Here is a 20946-nt window from a genome sequence, read left to right as displayed (position 1 = left end):
GGCTTTTTTATAAAAACTTCCCTTTTTTTAAATAATAGGTAGTTACGATACAAATAAATAATGTTAATAGAACTAGCCATATAAAGGCATCATCCCTTTCAGCAATAGGTAACTTAATGTTCATTCCATAGATACTGCCGACGATTGTCGGTATAGTTAAAATAATCGTTAAAGAAGTTAAGATTTTCATAATATTATTCAGATTATTCGATACGATTGCTGAAAAAGTCTGATTCATTTGTTCTACTAGTTTTAATTGAATGCGAGAAGTAGTCTTTGCCTGCTCTGTTTCCACCAATACATCACGTAAATGATTTTTCAAAGCATGATTTTCTTGGAAAAGTTTATTTTGCGCTAGTTCTTTCAATGCATCTAAATTAGCAGAAGTCGCTTCTCTGAAATAAACGAGGCTTTTTTGGATATCCATGATTTGATAAAGTTGTTTGTTTTCAGTGGATACTTGAAGTTTGGCTTCCAAAGTATCGCATTGAGATTGAAGCGTAGCTAAATAACTGTTGTAAGAGAGTGTGACCTGCCAAATGAATTGAAAGAAGATATTGAGATTAGGCGAAATATCACTTTTTGGAAAGGTCTGGCTAAAGACTTTCTTTAAAAACAGTGGTTCATGATTCGTAATTGTGATAAGCTTCTTTTTGGGCGTCAAAATGATAGAGAGCGGGTATGTATCCACTTGAAAATAACCGCTAGGACTTGTTTTAGCAAAAGGATATTGTAACAATAATAACGCTGGCTTTGTCAACTTTGATTGATTGAATTCTTCTGTACGGGAATTTTCTGCATCGTCCAATATGGAAGTGATGTAATCTGACGGAATTTCAAATTGATGTGTCAGCTGATGAATCTCTTCTTGATTAGGACGTTCTACACAATACCAGATCGTTTGGTCAGTTTCCTTTCCGGTATTACGCAGTTTCTCATTATCTAATGTAAAATATTTGATCATGATTTTCCTCCTGTTGCCTGTTTCTTTTATTATAACGGATAGGGAATTGGAATACATGGAATGTGTTTGTAAGATATAGAATATAACTGCATAAATTTAAATAAAATGAAACAGTTGTGTAAAGTATATACAGTATACTTGAAGCAACGATAAAAAAGGAGTTTACGTTCATGGGCACATTCACACCACTTATCTTGTTTTGGTATATTTACCCGGTAATCGTTTTGTTTGGTTGCCAATTTCTTGTAAAATTATTTTCGTTAAATCGTCGTTTTAAAATAAAAGCCCCTGATTTGGCGATTCCTTTTTTGTGGGGCGGTATGCATGCATTGTCTAGAAATACAGGGACAATTTCTATCTTGCCGTTTTTCTTTATTTCTGTTTTGCTAATGGGAATTTGTATTGCTGTTTTTCAAGCATATTATTATGAAGAAATTATTTATCCGCGTTATTTCAAGATGACTTGGCGTTTGGTTTTTCTGTTGACAATCGTCTTGTACGCGGTCTTGATCATTGTGAACATATTTTCTTACCTATGAAAAAAATAGAAAAGCTGTAAAAAGTCTTTTAAAAGGCTTTTTGCAGCTTGATTTTTAAAAAAATGTTTATGAATAAAAAAAGTTGTTCCCGGATTTCCCAGAAAAGGTGGTAGAAAGTGGGGGATTGTGGTAGACTAATTTTAGTTAGTGGAGGAATGGGGGGCTTTCAATGTTGATGGGTGAATTCCAACATAATATTGATGCAAAAGGACGTTTAATCGTGCCCTCAAAACTTCGTGAAGAACTTGGCGAAAAGTTTGTTCTGACACGCGGATTGGATGGCTGTCTTTTCGGCTATCCGATGAGCGAATGGAAAAATCTGGAAGCTAAACTGAACGAAATGCCGTTGGCTAAAAAAGACGCACGTACTTTTGTGCGATTCTTCTATTCGGCTGCCACTGAATGCGAACTTGATAAACAAGGACGAATCAATATACCCAGCACGTTAAGAAATTATGCAGCTTTGACAAAAGGTTGCGTAGTCATCGGTGTATCTAACCGAATTGAAATTTGGGATGAGACACGATGGCAAGATTTTTCTGCAGGAGCAGAAGAGAACTTTGACGAAATTGCTGAAAGTATGATTGATTTCGGACTATAAGAATAGGAAGAGGCTGACTAATGACTGAAACATTTCAACACTATACAGTCATGTTGAAAGAAACGGTAGATGGATTGAACATCAAACCGGATGGCGTTTATGTAGACTGTACACTCGGCGGTGCCGGACATAGTGAATATTTATTAAGCCAACTAAGTTCTAAAGGGCATCTGTATGCGTTTGACCAAGATCAAAAAGCAATCGATCACGCCAAGCTGCGTTTAGCTTCTTATGTCGAACAAGGTATGGTCACATTTATCAAAGCGAATTTCAGAGAATTAGAAGAACGCTTGAGTGAACATGTAGATAAGGTAGACGGCATTTTGTATGATCTAGGGGTTTCCTCTCCTCAGCTAGATGAAGCAGAACGTGGATTTAGTTATCATCAAGATGCACCGTTGGATATGCGCATGGATCAGTCAGCTCCTTTATCCGCTTATCACGTAATTAATGAATATTCCTACCATGAATTAGTAAAGATTTTCTTCCGCTATGGCGAGGAGAAATTTTCCAAACAAATTGCTCGTGAAATCGAACGAGTACGAAAAACAAAACCAATCCAAACAACTGGTGAGCTTGTCGAAATCATTAAACAAGTCATCCCAGCTCCCGCAAGAAGAAAAGGCGGGCATCCTGCAAAAAGAATTTTTCAAGCTGTGCGGATTGCAGTAAATGACGAACTCGGTGCCGAAGAGGCCTCTTTAGAACAGGCAATCCGGTTATTGAAAGTCAATGGAAGAATCAGCGTAATCACATTCCATTCATTGGAAGACAGAATTGTCAAAAGTATGTTTAAAGAATATAGTACGGTACAAGATCTACCACCGGGACTTCCTGTCATACCTGACGAATTCCAACCAGAACTGAAAGTCATTACTCGTAAACCAATCCTTCCTTCAGAGGAAGAGCTAGCAGAAAACAATCGATCACGCAGTGCAAAGTTACGTATTGCAGAAAAAATAAGAATGAAAGAGGAGTAGAATGATGGCAGAATTAAAGAAAATGCAAGATTACGAATATGATTTACCTGAATTGGTGGATCAGCCAGAACAACAAATGCCTGATTCTTCTTCGAATCAAGAAATCATTCTTCCACAATCACCGGCAAAACGATTGAAGCAGATTTCTGCTTTGGAAAAAATTGCTGTGGCAAGCGTGGCGATTGCTATTGTTGCTTTATGTGTTTTAACAGTTATGCTGCGCACAAATATCAGCGGAGCTGAAAAAGAAATCACGTCAATACAAACAGAAATCAATGATAAAAAGCAAGAAAAAACGAGTTTAGAACAAGAAAAAAACGAACTTTCTCGTACTGAACGGATTAAACAAATCGCAGAAGAAAAAGGATTGTCTATTAATGACGACAATTTAAGGAAAGTGAAGTAAATGAGTCTTAAAAATAAAATTCGGCGGTTTATGGAAAAGAAAAATCTAAATCCGATGAACAATCGCAAAAAAGTAGGTATCATTTTATTTGCTACGAGTATTGGATTGTTCTTTTTATTTGCCGTCCGTTTCTCGTATATCGTTATTGGAGGTCATGTTGCTGGTACCTCATTAGCTGAAAAAACAAAACAGTTGTACCAAGGAAGTGAAGTAGTAAAAGCAAAAAGAGGAACGATTTATGATCGTAACGGTGTGGTGCTCGCAGAAGATGCCTCCTCTTATTCAATTAAAGCGATACTCTCAAAAACATATACCTCTGGGGATAAAAAACTGTATGTTGAAGAAAAGAATTTTGATAAAATAGCAGAAATCCTGCATAAGAATCTTTCTATAGACAAAAAAGATGCACTGAATATTTTAGAAGACGGCGCAAAAAAAGAGCTGTATCAAGTTGAATTTGGTAGCTATGGGAAAAATATCTCCCAAGAAACCAAGCAAAACATCGAAGCGGACATGAAAAAAGAAGGTGTCGCTGGTCTTTACTTTGTCGACCATCAGGCTCGGATGTATCCAAATGGCGTCTTTTCTTCTCATTTTATTGGATACGCAGTTCCAGACAAAGATGAGAATGGCTTAGTTGGTAAACTAGGTTTGGAGTCTGCTTACAATGATATCTTGAGCGGTAAAGATGGTAAGATTATTTATCAAAAAGATAATTTTCAAAATCCTCTGCCAGGTACAGTGGCAGAAGAAGAAAAAGCTGTCGACGGACAAGATATCTACACGACTTTAGACAGCAGACTACAAAGTTATTTAGAAACACTGATGGATCAAGTAAATGAAGAATATCAGCCAGAAGAATTGACAGCAGTCCTGATGAAAGCAAAAACCGGAGAAATCTTGGCAATGGGACAACGACCTACTTTCAATCCTGAAACAATGGAAGGATTGACTGGAAAAGATGCTATCTGGCGTAATTTCTTGGTACAAGATAGTTATGAACCAGGATCAACCATGAAAGTTTTCACTACTGCAGCTGCTATCGAAGAAGGAGAATTCAACGAGAATGAAACCTTCCAATCTGGAAAAATCCAAGTAGAAGATGCTACGATCAATGACCATGACTTTGGTGAAAAAGGTATGCTGACCATGCGTCAAGCTCTTTCATGGTCAAGTAACGTCGGGATGGTCATACTGGAACAGCGATTAGGCGGACGATGGTATAACTATTTACAAAAACTGGGATTTGGACAAAGTACTCATTCTGGATTAGATGATGAAGTAAACGGTGCTTTACCTACATCAAATATTGTCGACCGAGCAATGAGTGCTTATGGACAAGCGGTAGGTGTGACGAATTTCCAAATGATGAAAGCTTTCACTTCTATTGCGAATAACGGTACAATGATTCAACCTCGATATATCAGCAAAGTGGTGGATCCCCAAACTGGAGAAGAGCGAACAACTCAAACAGAAGTTCTAGGGCAACCTTTTTCAAAAGAAACAACAGAAAAAGTCCGTGAATATATGAGAGATGTTGTCGAAAGCGAAAACTACGGTAGTGCTTATGGTGTATATAGTGTACCTGGATACAATGTATCGGCAAAAACCGGAACAGCCCAAATCGCTTCTGATACAGGGGGATATCAAACAGGAGATACAGCCTACCTGTATTCTATTGTGGAGATGGTTCCTTCTGAAGATCCAGACTATGTCTTGTATCTAACAATGAAACACCCTAAGACATATGATCGAATGGCCTTGGCTAAAATCGCAAATCCATTGATGAAACGGGCAATGGATTTTAAAGAAACTGAAGAAGATTCAGATACAGAAACAAAAACAGAAAAAGTATCCGTAGCCGATTATCGTAATCTTGAAGCGGACGTTGCAGCAGCTGATGCTCAAAAAAGTGGACTGCAACCTGTAGTGATCGGTAATGGTAAAAAAGTACAAAAACAATCTACTGCCAACGGTGATCAGTTGATCTCTGGAGAAAAACTGATCCTATACACTGGTGGTGATAAGCTGATGCCTGACGTAACAGGATGGTCAAAAGCAGATATCATGAAGCTGGGGAAAATCCTCGGTATTGAAGTTAGTTTTGATGGAGATGGTTATTGTGTCAAACAAGAACTTGCTCCATATGAAAAAATCACTGAAGACAAACTTAGTTTTACTTTAGAAGAATAAGAAGAGAAATAGGAGAGAAAAGAGCATGGAATGGACACAAGCATTGATTCCCATTGTCAGCAGTTGTGCAATGACAATTGCCGCAATGCCGCTATTTATTGGTTACTTTCAAATGAAAAAGCAAGGTCAGGCGATTCGTGAGGAGGGACCAAAGTGGCACAATAGCAAAGCCGGAACTCCTACAATGGGCGGCTTAGTGTTTCTGATCGGCTCTATTTTGACAGGAATTTGGGTTGGAGCTTGGCAAAAACAGCTAACTCCTACTCTTTTCATCTTGCTTTTTGTATTAGCGTTATACGGAGTAATCGGCTTTCTTGATGATTTTATAAAAATATTCAAGAAAAGAAACATGGGACTGAACTCGAAGCAGAAATTGATTGGACAGACTCTAGGGGGAATCATCTTTTATCTTGTTTACCGTTCTGAAGGTTATCCAGGTGTATTGAATTTCTTCGGACTAGATCTACCTTTAGGAATCATTTATGGTATTTTCGCTCTCTTCTGGCTTGTTGGATTTTCAAATGCAGTAAATCTGACAGATGGCATCGATGGATTAGTTGCTGGCTTAGGAAGTATCTCTTTTGCAGCTTACGGTCTAATTGCTTGGCATCAGCATCAGTATGATGTATTAATCATTTGCTTAAGTGTTTTAGGAGGTTTACTGGGTTTCTTCGTCTACAACAGAAAACCTGCCAAGATTTTTATGGGAGATGTCGGTTCATTAGCGTTGGGCGGACTTTTAGCGGCAATTTCTATAATGCTAAACCAAGAATGGACATTGCTTTTGATTGGTTTGATCTATGTTATGGAAACAGCAAGTGTGATGCTTCAAGTTACTTCCTTTAAGCTTACAGGAAAACGAATTTTTAAAATGTCTCCAATTCATCATCACTTTGAAATGTGCGGATGGTCGGAGTGGAAGATTGATACAGTTTTTTGGTTGATCAGCATTGTGACTTCGTTGATCACATTATGGATCGTTTGGTAGGAGATGACGGGAAATGAAAAAAATATCAACATATGAAAATAAGAAAGTGCTTGTCTTAGGACTCGCAAAAAGCGGAGTAAGTGCGGCCAAATTATTACATGAATTGGGCGCACTTGTCACCGTTAATGATGGAAAACCTTTTGACGAAAATCCGGAAGCACAAGAGCTGCTTTCTTTAGGGATAAAAGTAATAACAGGTAGTCATCCAATCGAATTGTTGGATGAAGAATTTTCATTGATGGTCAAAAATCCAGGGATTCCCTACAGTCATCCTTTAGTAGCAAAAGCCCAAGAAATGGGTATTCCGGTAATTACGGAAGTTGAGCTAGCTTACGAAGTAGCGGAATGCCCAATTATTGGGATTACAGGAACGAACGGAAAAACAACGACAACAACGATGACAGGACTACTACTGAATGCAGGAGCAGATCAAGGAATTGCACGTTTAGCGGGTAATATTGGGTATCCAGCAAGTGGTGTAGCGCAAGAAGCAAAATCAGAAGATAAAATTGTGATGGAATTGTCTAGCTTCCAACTCATGGGAATCACAGATTTCCGCCCTCATATAGCGGTGATTACCAATATCTATGAAGCACATATTGATTATCATGGTACAAGAAAAGAATATGTCAAAGCTAAATGGAACCTTCAAAAAAACATGACAGAAAAAGATTATCTGATCCTTAACTGGAATCAGTCAGAACTACAAGAATTAGCGCAAAGAACAAAAGCACGCGTACTGCCTTTCTCGACAAAAGAAGTGTTGGAAGACGGTGTGTATGCTGACGATTACTCAATATACTATAAAAAAGAAAAAATAATGGAAATATCTGAACTTGGCGTACCAGGTAAGCATAATGTAGAAAATGCACTAGCTGCTATTTCTGTAGCAAAATTGTATGGTATATCAAATGAAGCTATACGAGAAACGTTGCATTTTTTCCATGGCGTACCACATCGTACGCAATATGTAGGAGAAATCCAAGGCAGAAAATTTTATAATGATTCAAAAGCAACCAATATTTTAGCGACTAAAATGGCTCTAAGTGGATTTGAAACGACTAAGGTCGTGTTATTGGCTGGCGGATTAGACAGAGGAAATACATTTGATGAATTAATTCCTTCATTAAAAGGAATCAAAGCAATGGTCGTATTTGGCCAAACAAAAGAAAAGTTGATGGATGCTGGAAAAAAAGCAGGCATCGAGACAATAGTAACAGCCGATTCTGTAGAACAAGCAGTTCCTTTAGCATTAGAAAACAGTACAGATGGTGATGTAGTTTTATTATCACCAGCGAATGCCAGCTGGGATCAATACCCAAATTTTGAAACTAGAGGAAACAGATTCATGGAAGCTGTGAACCGATTAAAATAGAAAAAGTAGAAGCGAGCGATAAAAAATGAAAATTTTGGTTACAGGCGGAGGAACAGGGGGACATATTTATCCAGCTCTTGCCTTTGTCAATTATGTAAAGACTCAAGAACCGAATGCTGAATTCATGTATGTGGGAGCAAAACGAGGTCTAGAAAACAAAATCGTCCCTGATACAGGAATGCCTTTCCATACCTTGGAGATTCAAGGATTTAAACGAAAAATTTCCATGCATAACATCAAGACGGTCCGATTGTTTCTTAAGAGTATCCGTCAAGCAAAAAAAATCCTCAGTGATTTTCAACCAGATATCGTTATCGGTACTGGAGGATATGTTTCCGGAGCGGTAGTGTACGCTGCAGCCAAAATGGGTATTCCAACAATTATCCATGAACAAAACAGTGTACCAGGTGTTACCAATAAATTTTTAAGCCGATATGTGGATCGGATCGCTCTTTCATTTAAAGATGCGGCTTCCTTTTTTCCTGAAAACAAAGCAGTTCTTGTAGGTAATCCTCGAGCACAAGAAGTAGCAGATACTAAAAAATCAGATATTTTGAAAACATTTGGTTTGGATCCAGAAAAGAAAACAGTCTTGATTTTTGGCGGTAGTCAAGGAGCACTTAAAATCAATCAAGCAGTATCAGTTTTTTTAAGTGAATATATTCCTTCTTCTTACCAAGTTTTGTATGCTTCAGGAGATAGATATTATGAAGAGATCCTAAATAAAATAAATCCTAAAATACAAAATATTAGTATCCAGCCTTATATCAAAAATATGGCAGAGGTCATGGCTTCCAGTGATTTGCTGGTGGGGCGTGCTGGTGCAACTTCGATCGCAGAATTCACAGCTCTGGGGTTACCGGCAGTGTTGGTTCCCAGCCCATATGTTACGAATGATCATCAGACTAAAAATGCAATGAGTCTTGTTCACGCAGGAGCAGCAAAAATGATTGCAGATAATGAACTAACAGGTGAATCACTAAGTCAGACAATCAACGAAATCATGGGTGATGAAGAATTGCAAAAGCAAATGTGCCGAGCTTCTAAAGAACAAGGAATCCCTGATGCTTCAAAACGTCTCTATGACTTAGTAAAACAAATAATCAAAAAATAAAGGCGGTGGTCTCAGTGAGTAAGAAAAAAGAACCAAAAAAATTGTCTCATCCGTCTTCTGATGAAAACAATTTGACTCCTTGGCAAAAGGCTAACCGAAAATATCTGGCAGAACAAGAGATGAAAAACCAAGAGCCAAAAAAAGAAGACATAACATTAGATACACCCCTTTCAGATTCTGAAGAAGAAAAAACGGTTCAAGAGGAACAGCAAGAAGAAAGCCAGTCCAAGAAAAAAATCGAATTTTTTGAAGAGATCAAGCAAAAGAAAAACGGTGGACCATATAACGGTTCTTTTTTGAACCGGCTGCCCAATTTAAAAAGTCAACGGCACAAAGTACTATTTCGTCGGTTAGCTTTGATCATCACTGTATTGGGTATACCGCTGATTTTTTTGATCTATTATGTTTCTCCTTATAGCAAATTACAAGCAGTTGCAGTATCAGGCAATAAGACAGTCAACAGCCAAGAAATCATCTCTGATACAAAATTGTCATTAGGAGAAAATGTCTGGGGACAGTATTTTCATCGATCTACTTATATCGATCGCCTTAAAAAAGCACAGCCAAGAATCGAAACAGCAAATATACATTTCAAAGGGATGAATGAATTCGATTTGGATGTAACAGAATATAAAGAGATTGCTTTAATCGCAAAAAACAATCAATACTACCCAGTGATTGAAAATGGAATAGTATTAGATGAAAAAGTAGCAAATCCTACAAAAAATCTCCCTATCTTGGAAGAGTTCAAAGACTCTGCAAAAATCAAAGAATTAACAAAGCAATACAATCAGTTATCATCAGAATTACAAAAAGCAATTTCTGAAATCAAGTACACGCCAAGAGCAAGCAATAAAAATCTGATCCAATTGAATATGAATGACGGCAATCAAGTTATTGTAAATATCAATAATCTTGCGAACCAAATGAAATATTATTCGCAAGTAGCCAAAGATATGGATGAAAAAGGTGTGATCGACATGGAAGTTGGTATCTTCTCGCATCCTTACGGTAGCACTCAAGAAACGGAAGAATCGGGCCAATCGGAAGAAACAACTGAAAGTGAAGAAAATGCGGATCAAACAAACGAATCAAGTGAAGAGGCAGAAACGCAAGAAGCACAAACACCTGGATCGTCTAGCACAAACGGATCATCTGATTCAAATGATTCAAGTGAAACAAGTCAAATAGAAGATAATCCAAGTACAACTCCGTCAAGTTTAAATGAAAATTGATAAAACAACTTTAAAAAGTAAGAATGTACTTTCTAAAAACCAGTAATTTATGGTAGAATTGGAAGCAGTGAATATATCTATTAATAAGTATATTTTAAAACGGACGCTAGTTGTTCGCTTGTATATGGAATAGTAAGTAGGAGGGAATCCCATTCATGGCAAAAACAGGAATGTATGTAGGCCTTGATATTGGAACGACATCTGTTAAAGTTGTCGTGGCTGAATATATCGACAGCCAAATGAATATTATTGGAGTAGGAAACGCAAAATCAGAAGGGATTAACCGAGGTATTATCGTTGATATCGATAAAACTGTCCAAGCGATACAACGAGCAGTACGACAAGCAGAAGAAAAAGCAGGTATCCAGATCAAAGGCGTAAGTGTCGGTTTGCCAGCAAACATGCTTGAAGTAGAAAATTGCCAGGGAATGATTGCAGTTAACGGAGATTCAAAGGAAATCACCGATGAAGATGTCAGAAATGTGGCTTCAGCTGCCCTTGTTCGTTCAATACCTCCTGAACGTCAAATCGTGTCAATATTGCCACAAGATTTTACTGTCGATGGGTTCGAGGGAATCAAAGATCCTCGTGGAATGATCGGCGTAAGATTAGAAATGTACGGTCTGTTGTTTACAGGACCTAAAACGATCATCCATAACATACGTAAATGCGTGGAAAATGCCGGATTAATCGTCAACGAAATGGTGATTACTCCTTTAGCGCTGACTGAATCAATTCTTTCTGACGGAGAAAAAGATTTTGGTACGATCGTCATTGATATGGGTGGCGGCCAAACAACAACGGCTGTTATGCATGATAAGCAATTGAAGTTTACCAATCTTGACCAAGAAGGTGGCGAATTTGTCACTAAAGATATCTCTATTGTATTAAATACGTCATTTAACAATGCAGAAGCGTTGAAAATAAACTACGGTGATGCATACCCAGAACGGACATCACCAGATGAAGAATTTCCAGTAGATGTGATTGGTCAGTCAGAACCAGTGAAAGTCGATGAACGCTACTTGTCAGAAATTATTTCAGCTCGAATGGAACAGATTTTCAACAAAGCAAAAGATGCATTGGACCAAATCGAAGCATTAGAGTTGCCAGGTGGCGTCGTATTGACAGGCGGAGCTGCTAGTCTTCCTGGTGTTGTGGACTTGGCACAAGAAATCTTCGGCGTAAATGTAAAATTGTATGTTCCAAATCACATGGGGCTGAGAAACCCGGTATTTACAAATGTAATAAGTATCGTGGATTATTCAGCAAACTTGAGTGAAGTGTATCAATTGGCAAAAATTGCTGTTACGGGTGAAACCTCAGCAGCTCGTCAAATGGTAGTTGAACAAGAAACAATAAACACATATGAGAGCTATGAAGCACCTGAAGAAACAATCTACGATGAGCCGGAACCAAAAGAGTCCGGAGAAAATGTAAAAAATAAAATCAAGGGTTTCTTTACAAATATTTTTGATTAATTCATCCTGGGAGGAATAAGATATGGAATTCTCAATTGATAATAATATCAATGACGGCGCAGTAATCAAAGTCATCGGAGTCGGTGGTGGCGGTGGAAATGCTGTAAACCGAATGATTGAAGAAAACGTTAAAGGTGTTGAATTCATTACAGCCAACACAGACGTGCAAGCATTAAAAAATTCAAAAGCTGAAACAGTTATCCAATTAGGCCCCAAATATACTCGTGGTTTAGGTGCTGGTTCTCAGCCAGAAGTTGGACAAAAAGCGGCAGAAGAAAGTGAACAATCCTTACGCGAAGCTTTAGACGGTGCAGATATGATTTTCATCACTGCAGGAATGGGTGGAGGAACCGGTACAGGTGCTGCACCAATCGTTGCAGGTATCGCGAAAGAATTGGGCGCATTGACTGTTGGTGTCGTGACACGTCCATTCACTTTTGAAGGACCGAAACGTGGCCGTTTTGCTGCAGAAGGTATCGCTCGTTTGAAAGAAAATGTGGATACATTATTAATTATCTCAAATAACCGTTTATTAGAAGTTGTAGATAAAAAGACACCGATGCTTGAAGCTTTCCGTGAAGCAGATAATGTTTTACGACAAGGTGTACAAGGTATCTCTGATTTGATCACAGCGCCAGGTTACGTTAACCTTGACTTTGCTGACGTAAAAACAGTGATGGAAAACCAAGGTACAGCATTGATGGGGATCGGTGTGGCTAGTGGAGAAGATCGCGTAGTAGAAGCAACGAAAAAAGCAATCTCCTCTCCATTGCTTGAAACATCTATTGATGGAGCTGAACAAGTACTTCTTAACATCACAGGCGGTTTGGATATGACATTGTTCGAAGCACAAGATGCTTCAGATATCGTAGCAAATGCAGCAACTGGCGATGTAAATATCATTCTAGGTACATCTATCAATGAAGAAATGGGCGATGAAATCCGTGTGACGGTCATCGCAACAGGTATCGATGAATCAAAAAAGGAACGCAAGTCTAGCCGACCAGCTAGACAAGCACAAATGCAATCACCTGCTCAAAAGACTGTATTAGATATGGATCAAGCTAAACCAACTTCTTCAGAAGAAGAAAACAGTTTTGGCGATTGGGATATCAGACGTGAACAAAATGTTCGTCCTAGAGTTGATGATTCCAATTTTGACAATATCGAAAAAAAAGAATTTGATACATTCAACCGCGAAGAAACAAAATCTCATGGCGATGATGAATTAAATACGCCACCGTTTTTCCGTCGTAAAAAATAAAGGAGAGGAAGAGCACATGATTGCTGACAACTTGCAGAAAATCAAGCAAGAAATTCAGGATTCGTGTGCTCTTGTTCATCGTGATCCGAAAGAAGTTACATTAGTAGCTGTAACAAAATCTGTTGAATCCGCTCAAGCTGAAGAATTGGTTAGAGCTGGCGTTATGAATTGTGCAGAAAACCGAGTAGATAAATTATTAGAAAAGAAACAAGATTTATTTGATTTTCCTGAAATAAAGTGGCATTTAATTGGTAATTTACAGCGCAGAAAGGTAAAATTGATTGTAAATGAAATTGATTACTTTCATGCGTTGGACAGTTTAAGATTAGCAGAAGAAATCCAGAAGCGGTTAGAGAAAGAATTATCCTGTTTTATTGAAGTAAATGTTTCTGGTGAGGAATCAAAACATGGAATTTCACCAGATGAGCTTTTACCGTTTGTGGAATCTTTAGCTGCCTGCACAAAAATCAAGGTTGTTGGGTTAATGACTATGGCGCCTAAAGAAGCTTCTGATGAGCAAATCCATAAAGTGTTTGGTACGCTGAAAGAATTGCGTGATCTTGTTCAAGCAAAAGGTTATGCCCATGCACCATGTAGTGAATTAAGTATGGGGATGAGTCAAGACTTTCAAATTGCGATTGAAGAAGGTGCAACATTTATCCGTGTAGGAACAGCGCTATTCAAAGACGAATAAAGGAGGAACAAAAATGCCGCTTTTAAACAGAGGAGCAATTGCTAATTTTTTCGGATTAGCTGATGAGGAAGAGTACGAATACCAAGATTATCCTGAAACAACAAAAAAGGCTGTACAGCCAACTAAAAAAAATACAACACAGAATCAATCAACTCATTCTGTATCTGCTGCGAATACTCATGAAAAACAAAAAACGGCGACTTCACGTCCTGTAACGCATGAAAGTATTCAGCCGGCTGAAAAGAAAAAAGTAATTGAACTACATCAATCACCTACAAAAACTGTAGCGAAAGAAAGAACAGCTTCAAGAACCTCTACACAACCTAAAGCAAATCTTGCTGGAAAAATCACTGTAATGGAACCAAGAGCTTATTCTGAAGCTATGGCGATTGCTAAACGAATCATTGCTGGAGAAGCAACCTTAGTGAATTTTCATTTAGTAGAAGAAAAACAAGCGAGAAGAATCGTTGATTTTCTAACAGGAACAGTTTATGCACTAGATGGAGATATCAAACGTGTTGGAGATGAGATTTTTCTTTGTACACCGACTGGGATGGAGATTGACAGTTCAACCGCTCAATCTTTTGCAGATGCGAATTTGTTTGATCTGTAAGAGGAGGAACTACGATTTATACTATTGCACTATTACTTCATTTACTTCAACGGGCAGCCTATTTCTATAGCATTATCTTGATGGTATATGCATTGCTCTCTTGGTTTCCAGGCGGGTATCAATCAGGGCTAGGACGATTATTAGCTAAGATCTGCGAACCGTATATCAGTTTGTTCGATCGCCTGCCTTTGAGGATTGGACCCTTGGATTTCACAATTTTAGGGGCAATCCTGATCTTGAACTTAGCCGTACAAGGTTTAGCACAGATCGTTATATGGATAACTGTCCATTTAGTTTATTGATTGAAGCAACAAAATCTTTATTCTCAGAATAGATAGGAGGGGAAAATTTTGGATGCAAATGTATACCAGCACTTTCGGGCAGATGAACGTACATTTATCGATTCGGTAGGCGATTGGATTGAACAAGTTCAAGGACAATATGCACCCTATCTGACCGAATTTCTTGACCCAAGACAATCCTATATTTTAGAAACACTGATTCGACAAAGCAGTGATTTGCGTTTCATGTTTTATGGCGGATATGAACAGGCAGAAAGAAAAAGATGTTTGATTTTCCCCGATTATTACGAACCTGTAGAGGAAGATTTTGAAACAGCATTGTATGAAATCCATTATCCTAGCAAATTTGCCAGCCTAAGTCATGGGAAAATCCTTGGAACTTTAGTGGGAACGGGGATCAAACGCTCTTACTTTGGCGATATCATCTCGGACGGTGATCGCTGGCAAGTATTTATTGCAAATGAGGTGGATCATTTTGTTGCTGCACAAGTAACAAAGATTGGAAAGGTTGCTGTACGCTTGGAACCAATCAAATACACAGAAATGATTATGCCGAAAGATAGCTGGACACAAGAAAGAGGAACAGTTAGTTCCATGCGACTAGACAGTGTGATCTCTGAGATTTATAATATTTCCAGACAGCGGTCCAAGCAGCTGATCGAAGCTGGTAAAGTAAAAGTGAACTGGACAGAAAATACAAGACCTGATTTTGTACTTGAACTATTAGATATTATTTCAGTCAGAGGTTATGGCAGAGTCCAGATCCAAGAACTTGAGGGGAAGACGAAAAAAGAAAAGTACAGGGTACTGTTCGGTGTATTACGTAAATAAAATAAAAAGGTGGTTTACTCATGGCTTTAACTCCATTAGATATCCAAAATAAGACATTCCCGACAAAAATGCGGGGATATAATCAAGACGAAGTAGATGATTTCTTAGATTTAGTTGTTCGTGACTATGAGGAATTGACTCAAAGAAATCGAGAATTAGAAAAAGCAGTCAAACATTCTGAAGAAAAACTTGAGTACTTCAATGAATTAAAAGATGCTTTGAACCAATCAATCATCGTAGCTCAAGATACGGCTGATAAAGTAAAAACAAGTGCAAGCAAGGAGTCCGAAGTGATCGTTACTTCTGCACAAAACAAAGCAGATGAGTTAGTTGCGAACGCTGAAAAACGTGCACATCAATTAACAACTGATGCAGAAGAAAAAGCAAGAAAAATCTTGACAGATGCAACAGAAAAAGCAAGACAACTTGCGACAGAAACTGAAGATCTTAAGAAAAAAACACGAGTATTCCATCAACGTATCAGCTTGATGCTTGAGTCTCAATTAGAACAAGTGAAAAGTCCAGAATGGGACGAAATTTTACAACCATTCTCTAGCTATGTGACTGACAGCCATGAAGTGATCAAAGAAGTTTTAGCAAAACAGCTTGACAACGAAAATGATACTGATGTAAACTCAGACACAGGAGTCATAGAAGCACCTATGACGGCATTTGATACACAGGCTATCGATATCTCAATCGTACCTGGTGAACATGAAAACGAGTAGAACAGAAAAGCACTTTGTTATTCTTAAAGCGAGCCGATGAGAGTGGAAGATCGGTAAGACACTGCATCGTGAAAGATCCTCTACTTGAGACTGCTTTTCTGAAACTAGAGTAAGAAGCAGCGGCTGACCTCGTTATTGGTCACAGAGAGTTTGCATTAGATAGATGCAACTAAATTTGGGTGGTACCACGGCATGTTCGTCCCTTGCGGCTGAACATGCCTTTTTGTGTCCGAAAAATAAACGAAGGAGTGAATGGTTGAATGAAAATGAAAGAAACCTTGCAATTAGGAAAAACAAAATTCCCTATGCGTGGTAATTTGCCAAACCGAGAAGGCGAATGGCAAAAAGAATGGGAAGAAAATCAAATCTACCAAAAAAGACAAGAATTGAACGAAGGAAAACCTAGCTTTGTTCTTCATGATGGACCTCCTTATGCCAATGGGAATATCCATTTAGGGCACTCATTGAATAAAATCAGTAAAGACATTATCATTCGTTCAAAATCAATGTCTGGCTATCGCGCACCATATGTTCCAGGCTGGGATACACATGGATTGCCAATCGAACAAGTGTTGGCTAATAAAGGCGTGAAACGTAAAGAAATGTCCATGGCAGAATATTTGGAAAAATGTCGTGAATATGCACTTTCCCAAGTAGATAAGCAACGAGAAGATTTCAAACGCCTAGGGGTTGCAGGAGATTGGGAACATCCCTATGTTACATTAGACCCTTCGTATGAAGCTGCACAAGTACGCGTATTTGGTAAAATGGCTGAAAAAGGCTATATTTACAAAGGATTGAAACCCATTTACTGGTCTCCGTCAAGTGAGTCTTCTTTAGCGGAAGCTGAAATTGAATATAAAGATGTAAAATCCCCATCTATTTTTGTAGCTTTCAATGTCAAAGACGGCAAAGGCATCCTTGATGAAGATACAGCTTTCGTCATTTGGACGACAACACCATGGACATTGCCAGCAAACCAAGGTATTGCTGTAAATCCCAAATTTACGTATGTACTGGTCGAAGCTGATGGCCGTAAGTTTGTTGTAGCAAAAGATTTGCTAGAAACAGTTCAAACAGAAATCGGTTGGGAAAATGTAACGGTTCTAAAAGAATTTGCTGGACAAGAAATGGAATATATGACTGCAAGTCATCCATTCTATGACCGTGAATCGCTCGTAATTTTAGGTGACCATGTTACTTTAGACGCTGGTACTGGATTAGTCCATACTGCTCCAGGACACGGGGAAGATGACTATATCGCCGGTAGCAAATATAAACTATCTGTAGTGTCACCTGTAGACTCAAAAGGGTTGTTTACAGAAGAAGCTCCTGGATTTGAAGGAATCTTTTATGATAAAGCAAATCCTATGATTACTGATTTATTAAAGGAAAAAGGAGCTTTGCTGAAACTAGATTTCTTTACCCATAGTTATCCTCATGATTGGCGGACGAAAAAACCTGTGATTTATCGTGCAACTCCACAATGGTTTGCATCTATCGATAAATTCCGTCAGAATATTTTGGATGAAGTAGAAAAAGTAGATTGGGTTATTCCATGGGGAAAAACACGTTTATATAATATGATCCGTGATCGCGGCGACTGGGTCATTTCTCGTCAACGTGCATGGGGAGTGCCGCTTCCGATTTTCTATGCTGAAAATGGTGAAGCAATCATCACGCCAGAAACAATCGAACATGTAGCAAAATTATTCGCTGAGCATGGATCAATCATCTGGTTTGAAAAAGAAGCAAAAGAACTTCTTCCTGAAGGATTTACTCACCCAGGTTCTCCTAATGGCGAATTTACAAAAGAAAAAGATATCATGGATGTCTGGTTTGATTCTGGTTCTTCTCATGAAGCTGTTTTACGTCAACGACCAGAATTATCATTCCCAGCAGATATGTACTTAGAAGGATCAGACCAATATCGTGGCTGGTTCAACTCAAGTATCACGACAAGTGTGGCTATCAATGGCGTAGCACCATATAAATCAGTTATTTCGCAAGGATTTGCTTTAGATGGCGAAGGCCGTAAGATGAGTAAATCTTTAGGAAATATCATTGCACCAGAAAAAGTGATCAAACAATTTGGTGCAGATATCCTTCGCTTGTGGGTATCTAGTGTCGATTATGAAGCAGATGTCCGTGTATCGATGGATATCTTAAGTCAAGTGGCAGAGGTATATCGTAAGATCAGAAATACGATGCGTTTCTTATTAGCGAATACAGAAGATTTCGATCCTAAAAAAGATACTGTTTCGTACAATGATTTACGCTCTGTAGACAAATACATGACCGTACGATTGAACCAAGTAATCAAAGAAATCAGAGAAGAAGGATATGACAAATATAATTTCATGCATATTTACCGTACAGTTATGAACTTCTTGACGGTTGATCTATCGTCCTTCTACCTGGATTTTGCTAAAGATGTGGTTTATATCGAAGCAGAAGATGATTATCAACGTCGTTGTATGCAAACTGTTTTCTATCAAACAGCTGTAGCTTTGACGAAACTATTGACGCCTATCATTCCACATACGGCGGAAGAAATCTGGTCATTCCTGAAAGAAGAAGAAGCATACGTTCAGTTAAGCGAGTTTCCTGGCTATGAAGAGTTTGCGAACCAAGAGGAATTGATGGACACTTGGTCTGCTTTCATGGATTTCCGTGACAAGGTCTTAAAATCATTGGAAGAAGCAAGAAATAGCAAATTGATTGGTAAATCATTGGAAGCAAAACTAACTGTTTATCCAAAACAACAAGTTCGTGAAATGTTAAAAGCTTTGGATGCAGATATTGCACAATTGCTGATCGTTTCCCCAGACTACTTTGAAGTAATGAAAGCAGATGTACAAGTGCCAGATAATGCTGTGGTATTTGATGATGTTGCTATTACAGTGGAAAAAGCAGACGGAGAAACATGCGATCGCTGTCGCCAAGTTCGTAAAGATGTAGGAGTAGATGAAAAACTTCCTCATCTATGCGGTCGTTGTGCAAAAATCGTTGAAGACTTCTATCCTGAAGCTGTAGCTGAAGGATTCGAAGAAAAGTAAAATGGAAAAGGGGTTGTGACATGTTTTTTGTCACAACCCCTTTTTTGTTATCAATCGATTAATTTTCCACGTTCGCGATACCAGTTATCTGGTTGCCAGATCCATTCGAATCCGTCTTTTTCAAGTAGTTCGAAAGCTGCTTTAGGCCCCATTGATCCGGCTTTGTAGTTTGGAAAGTCCGGTTGTGTTTGGTCCCAAGCTTTGCGAATGACATCCACGATATGCCAAGATTGAGCGACTTCTTCCCAATGAGAGAAATTCGTTCCATCACCATTCAACGCATCTAGCAGTAATTTTTCGTAAGCTTCTGGGCTATTTTCAACCATTTCTGCACTATTTCGAAATTCTAATTTGATTGGTTCCGTTTCAAACCCTTGACCTACTTCTTTTCCATTCAGGGATAAAGAAAATCCTTCAGTTGGCTGGATATAGATCGTTAGAACATTCGGTGGGAGTGTCGTATCATCACATGGTTCATCGACAGATGTTTTGAATACATTAACAGGAACCTGTTTGAACACGATATTGATCCGAGTACCTTTTTCAGTCAAACGTTTGCCTGTACGCACATAGAAGGGAACACCAGACCAACGGAAGTTGTCGATAGTGAATTTTCCTGCGACGAAGGTTTCGGTCTCTGATTGAGCATCCACTTTGTCTTCTTCTCGATAACCTTTGAATTGTACGCCATCTAATTCACCTTGAGCATATTGTCCACGAACGAAGTTTTCTAACACTTCTTCTTCGTTGTAGATGCGGATTGCTTTCAATGCTTTGATCTTTTCTGTACGGATTTCTTTTTCGGAAAATGCTACTGGTGGTTCCATTGCAAGTAATGCTACAACTTGCAGAATATGATTTTGCACCATGTCTTTCAGTGCGCCACTATGATCGTAGTAGCCCCCGCGATCTTCTACGCCAAGGTTTTCACCAAAAGTGATTTGGATATTATCGATATAACGATTATTCCATTGAGCCTCAAAAATATTATTGGCAAAACGGATAGCTGAGATGTTTTGGATCATTTCTTTCCCTAAATAATGATCGATCCTGAAAATATCTTGCTCTGGGAATACTTCTCTGATTTGCTGATTCAATTCGAAAGCAGATTGGTAATCCGATCCAAACGGTTTTTCTATAATCAAACGATTGAAGCCATTTTTTGTCATAATGTTTTGTGATTTTAAATGAGAAACGATCGTTCCGAAAAATTGAGGTGCCATGGCCAAATAATAGACGCGATTGCCGTTTAACTGATAGTGTCCATCTAATCGGTCAGACAATTCTTTTAATGTTTGATAATGTGTTGAATCATTTACATCATGGGATTGGTAGTAAAAATGACTAGCAAAAGTAATTGCTTCTTCATCAGAAGGATTCAATGCACGGATCGTTTCTTTGACAACTTCACGATAGTGTTCATCGCTCCAAGGACGGCGAGCGGTCCCGATCACGGCAAAATGTTCGCCTAAATTTCCTTTTCTGTAAAGGCGGAACAAAGACGGGTACAATTTACGTTGGGCTAGGTCACCTGTGCCGCCGAATATCGTAAACAATACATTTTTTTCATTAGACATGT

At 38.5% G+C, this 20946-nt stretch carries 19 protein-coding genes; 17 read left to right on the top strand and 2 right to left on the bottom strand.

Annotation, left to right across the window (positions count from 1 at the left end; translation table 11 throughout):
• Positions 1-7 precede the first annotated feature (7 nt).
• Entirely contained in the window at positions 8-964 is a 957-nt protein-coding gene (locus tag MKX69_RS08995; RefSeq protein WP_341009848.1) for a magnesium transporter CorA family protein, read from the bottom strand.
• A gap of 170 nt (positions 965-1134) precedes the next feature.
• On the opposite strand from MKX69_RS08995, the gene MKX69_RS08990 reads away from it, so the two are divergent.
• The 17 genes from MKX69_RS08990 (at position 1135) to ileS (ending at position 19367) form a co-directional block, all read left to right on the top strand.
• Entirely contained in the window at positions 1135-1503 is a 369-nt protein-coding gene (locus MKX69_RS08990) for a DUF3397 domain-containing protein (RefSeq protein WP_341009847.1), read from the top strand.
• Between the two features lie 169 nt (positions 1504-1672).
• Positions 1673-2104 carry a division/cell wall cluster transcriptional repressor MraZ gene (mraZ, locus tag MKX69_RS08985; RefSeq protein WP_002339619.1) on the top strand — a complete coding sequence of 144 codons (432 nt, stop codon included), beginning with the start codon at positions 1673-1675 and terminating at the stop codon, positions 2102-2104.
• 20 nt (positions 2105-2124) lie between these two features.
• Positions 2125-3084, top strand: a complete 960-nt coding sequence (gene rsmH, locus MKX69_RS08980) for a 16S rRNA (cytosine(1402)-N(4))-methyltransferase RsmH (RefSeq protein WP_002297994.1) — start codon at positions 2125-2127, stop codon at positions 3082-3084.
• Positions 3085-3088: 4 nt separating this feature from the next.
• Positions 3089-3490 carry a cell division protein FtsL gene (ftsL, locus tag MKX69_RS08975; protein ID WP_002294542.1) on the top strand — a complete coding sequence of 134 codons (402 nt, stop codon included), beginning with the start codon at positions 3089-3091 and terminating at the stop codon, positions 3488-3490.
• Entirely contained in the window at positions 3491-5683 is a 2193-nt protein-coding gene (locus MKX69_RS08970; RefSeq protein WP_341009845.1) for a penicillin-binding transpeptidase domain-containing protein, read from the top strand. It abuts the gene before it with no gap.
• Positions 5684-5708: 25 nt separating this feature from the next.
• On the top strand, positions 5709-6671 hold the full coding sequence (mraY, locus tag MKX69_RS08965) for a phospho-N-acetylmuramoyl-pentapeptide-transferase (RefSeq protein WP_341009844.1): 963 nt from the start codon (positions 5709-5711) through the stop codon (positions 6669-6671).
• Positions 6672-6684: 13 nt separating this feature from the next.
• Positions 6685-8046, top strand: coding sequence for a UDP-N-acetylmuramoyl-L-alanine--D-glutamate ligase (gene murD / locus MKX69_RS08960; protein ID WP_087626507.1), 1362 nt, complete (start codon positions 6685-6687; stop codon positions 8044-8046).
• Between the two features lie 25 nt (positions 8047-8071).
• Positions 8072-9160, top strand: coding sequence for an undecaprenyldiphospho-muramoylpentapeptide beta-N-acetylglucosaminyltransferase (gene murG, locus MKX69_RS08955; RefSeq protein ID WP_341009841.1), 1089 nt, complete (start codon positions 8072-8074; stop codon positions 9158-9160).
• 14 nt (positions 9161-9174) lie between these two features.
• Positions 9175-10395: a cell division protein FtsQ/DivIB gene (locus MKX69_RS08950; protein ID WP_341009840.1), complete on the top strand. Its 1221-nt coding sequence runs from the start codon at positions 9175-9177 to the stop codon at positions 10393-10395.
• A 155-nt stretch (positions 10396-10550) separates the two neighbouring features.
• A complete protein-coding gene (gene ftsA, locus MKX69_RS08945) occupies positions 10551-11876 on the top strand; it encodes a cell division protein FtsA (protein WP_341009839.1) in 1326 nt (441 codons plus the stop codon).
• Positions 11877-11898: 22 nt separating this feature from the next.
• Positions 11899-13140 (top strand): cell division protein FtsZ, encoded by a 1242-nt coding sequence (gene ftsZ / locus MKX69_RS08940; RefSeq protein ID WP_002286629.1) that lies wholly within the window; start codon positions 11899-11901, stop codon positions 13138-13140.
• A 16-nt stretch (positions 13141-13156) separates the two neighbouring features.
• Entirely contained in the window at positions 13157-13834 is a 678-nt protein-coding gene (locus tag MKX69_RS08935) for a YggS family pyridoxal phosphate-dependent enzyme (protein ID WP_002286628.1), read from the top strand.
• 13 nt (positions 13835-13847) lie between these two features.
• Positions 13848-14447: a cell division protein SepF gene (locus MKX69_RS08930; RefSeq protein WP_002286627.1), complete on the top strand. Its 600-nt coding sequence runs from the start codon at positions 13848-13850 to the stop codon at positions 14445-14447.
• A 23-nt stretch (positions 14448-14470) separates the two neighbouring features.
• A complete protein-coding gene (locus MKX69_RS08925) occupies positions 14471-14749 on the top strand; it encodes a YggT family protein (RefSeq protein ID WP_033582058.1) in 279 nt (92 codons plus the stop codon).
• 48 nt (positions 14750-14797) lie between these two features.
• A complete protein-coding gene (locus MKX69_RS08920; protein ID WP_002286624.1) occupies positions 14798-15580 on the top strand; it encodes a YlmH family RNA-binding protein in 783 nt (260 codons plus the stop codon).
• 20 nt (positions 15581-15600) lie between these two features.
• Positions 15601-16308, top strand: a complete 708-nt coding sequence (locus tag MKX69_RS08915; RefSeq protein WP_002291846.1) for a DivIVA domain-containing protein — start codon at positions 15601-15603, stop codon at positions 16306-16308.
• 260 nt (positions 16309-16568) lie between these two features.
• A complete protein-coding gene (gene ileS / locus MKX69_RS08910) occupies positions 16569-19367 on the top strand; it encodes an isoleucine--tRNA ligase (protein ID WP_341009833.1) in 2799 nt (932 codons plus the stop codon).
• A gap of 50 nt (positions 19368-19417) precedes the next feature.
• Here ileS and zwf read toward each other — a convergent pair whose 3' ends face one another.
• On the bottom strand, positions 19418-20944 hold the full coding sequence (gene zwf, locus MKX69_RS08905) for a glucose-6-phosphate dehydrogenase (protein ID WP_341009831.1): 1527 nt from the start codon (positions 20942-20944) through the stop codon (positions 19418-19420).
• Positions 20945-20946: the final 2 nt, after the last annotated feature.

This window comes from Enterococcus sp. FSL R5-0957, assembly GCF_038008005.1.
In the GTDB taxonomy this organism is placed as follows: domain Bacteria; phylum Bacillota; class Bacilli; order Lactobacillales; family Enterococcaceae; genus Enterococcus_B; species Enterococcus_B faecium.
The sequence above is the reverse complement of the archived record's forward strand: the minus strand, read 5'-3'. Positions and strand labels throughout refer to the sequence as shown.

What these genes read in the sequence shown, in the direction of transcription:
- ileS (WP_341009833.1), top strand. Translation starts at nt 16,569, where the DNA reads ATGAAAATGAAAGAAACCTTGCAATTAGGAAAAACAAAATTCCCTATG.
- mraY (WP_341009844.1), top strand. Translation starts at nt 5,709, where the DNA reads ATGGAATGGACACAAGCATTGATTCCCATTGTCAGCAGTTGTGCAATG.
- murD (WP_087626507.1), top strand. Translation starts at nt 6,685, where the DNA reads ATGAAAAAAATATCAACATATGAAAATAAGAAAGTGCTTGTCTTAGGA.
- ftsA (WP_341009839.1), top strand. Translation starts at nt 10,551, where the DNA reads ATGGCAAAAACAGGAATGTATGTAGGCCTTGATATTGGAACGACATCT.
- rsmH (WP_002297994.1), top strand. Translation starts at nt 2,125, where the DNA reads ATGACTGAAACATTTCAACACTATACAGTCATGTTGAAAGAAACGGTA.
- MKX69_RS08930 (WP_002286627.1), top strand. Translation starts at nt 13,848, where the DNA reads ATGCCGCTTTTAAACAGAGGAGCAATTGCTAATTTTTTCGGATTAGCT.
- MKX69_RS08970 (WP_341009845.1), top strand. Translation starts at nt 3,491, where the DNA reads ATGAGTCTTAAAAATAAAATTCGGCGGTTTATGGAAAAGAAAAATCTA.
- mraZ (WP_002339619.1), top strand. Translation starts at nt 1,673, where the DNA reads ATGTTGATGGGTGAATTCCAACATAATATTGATGCAAAAGGACGTTTA.
- ftsZ (WP_002286629.1), top strand. Translation starts at nt 11,899, where the DNA reads ATGGAATTCTCAATTGATAATAATATCAATGACGGCGCAGTAATCAAA.
- MKX69_RS08935 (WP_002286628.1), top strand. Translation starts at nt 13,157, where the DNA reads ATGATTGCTGACAACTTGCAGAAAATCAAGCAAGAAATTCAGGATTCG.
- MKX69_RS08995 (WP_341009848.1), bottom strand. Translation starts at nt 964, where the DNA reads ATGATCAAATATTTTACATTAGATAATGAGAAACTGCGTAATACCGGA.
- MKX69_RS08915 (WP_002291846.1), top strand. Translation starts at nt 15,601, where the DNA reads ATGGCTTTAACTCCATTAGATATCCAAAATAAGACATTCCCGACAAAA.
- murG (WP_341009841.1), top strand. Translation starts at nt 8,072, where the DNA reads ATGAAAATTTTGGTTACAGGCGGAGGAACAGGGGGACATATTTATCCA.
- zwf (WP_341009831.1), bottom strand. Translation starts at nt 20,944, where the DNA reads ATGTCTAATGAAAAAAATGTATTGTTTACGATATTCGGCGGCACAGGT.
- MKX69_RS08990 (WP_341009847.1), top strand. Translation starts at nt 1,135, where the DNA reads ATGGGCACATTCACACCACTTATCTTGTTTTGGTATATTTACCCGGTA.
- ftsL (WP_002294542.1), top strand. Translation starts at nt 3,089, where the DNA reads ATGGCAGAATTAAAGAAAATGCAAGATTACGAATATGATTTACCTGAA.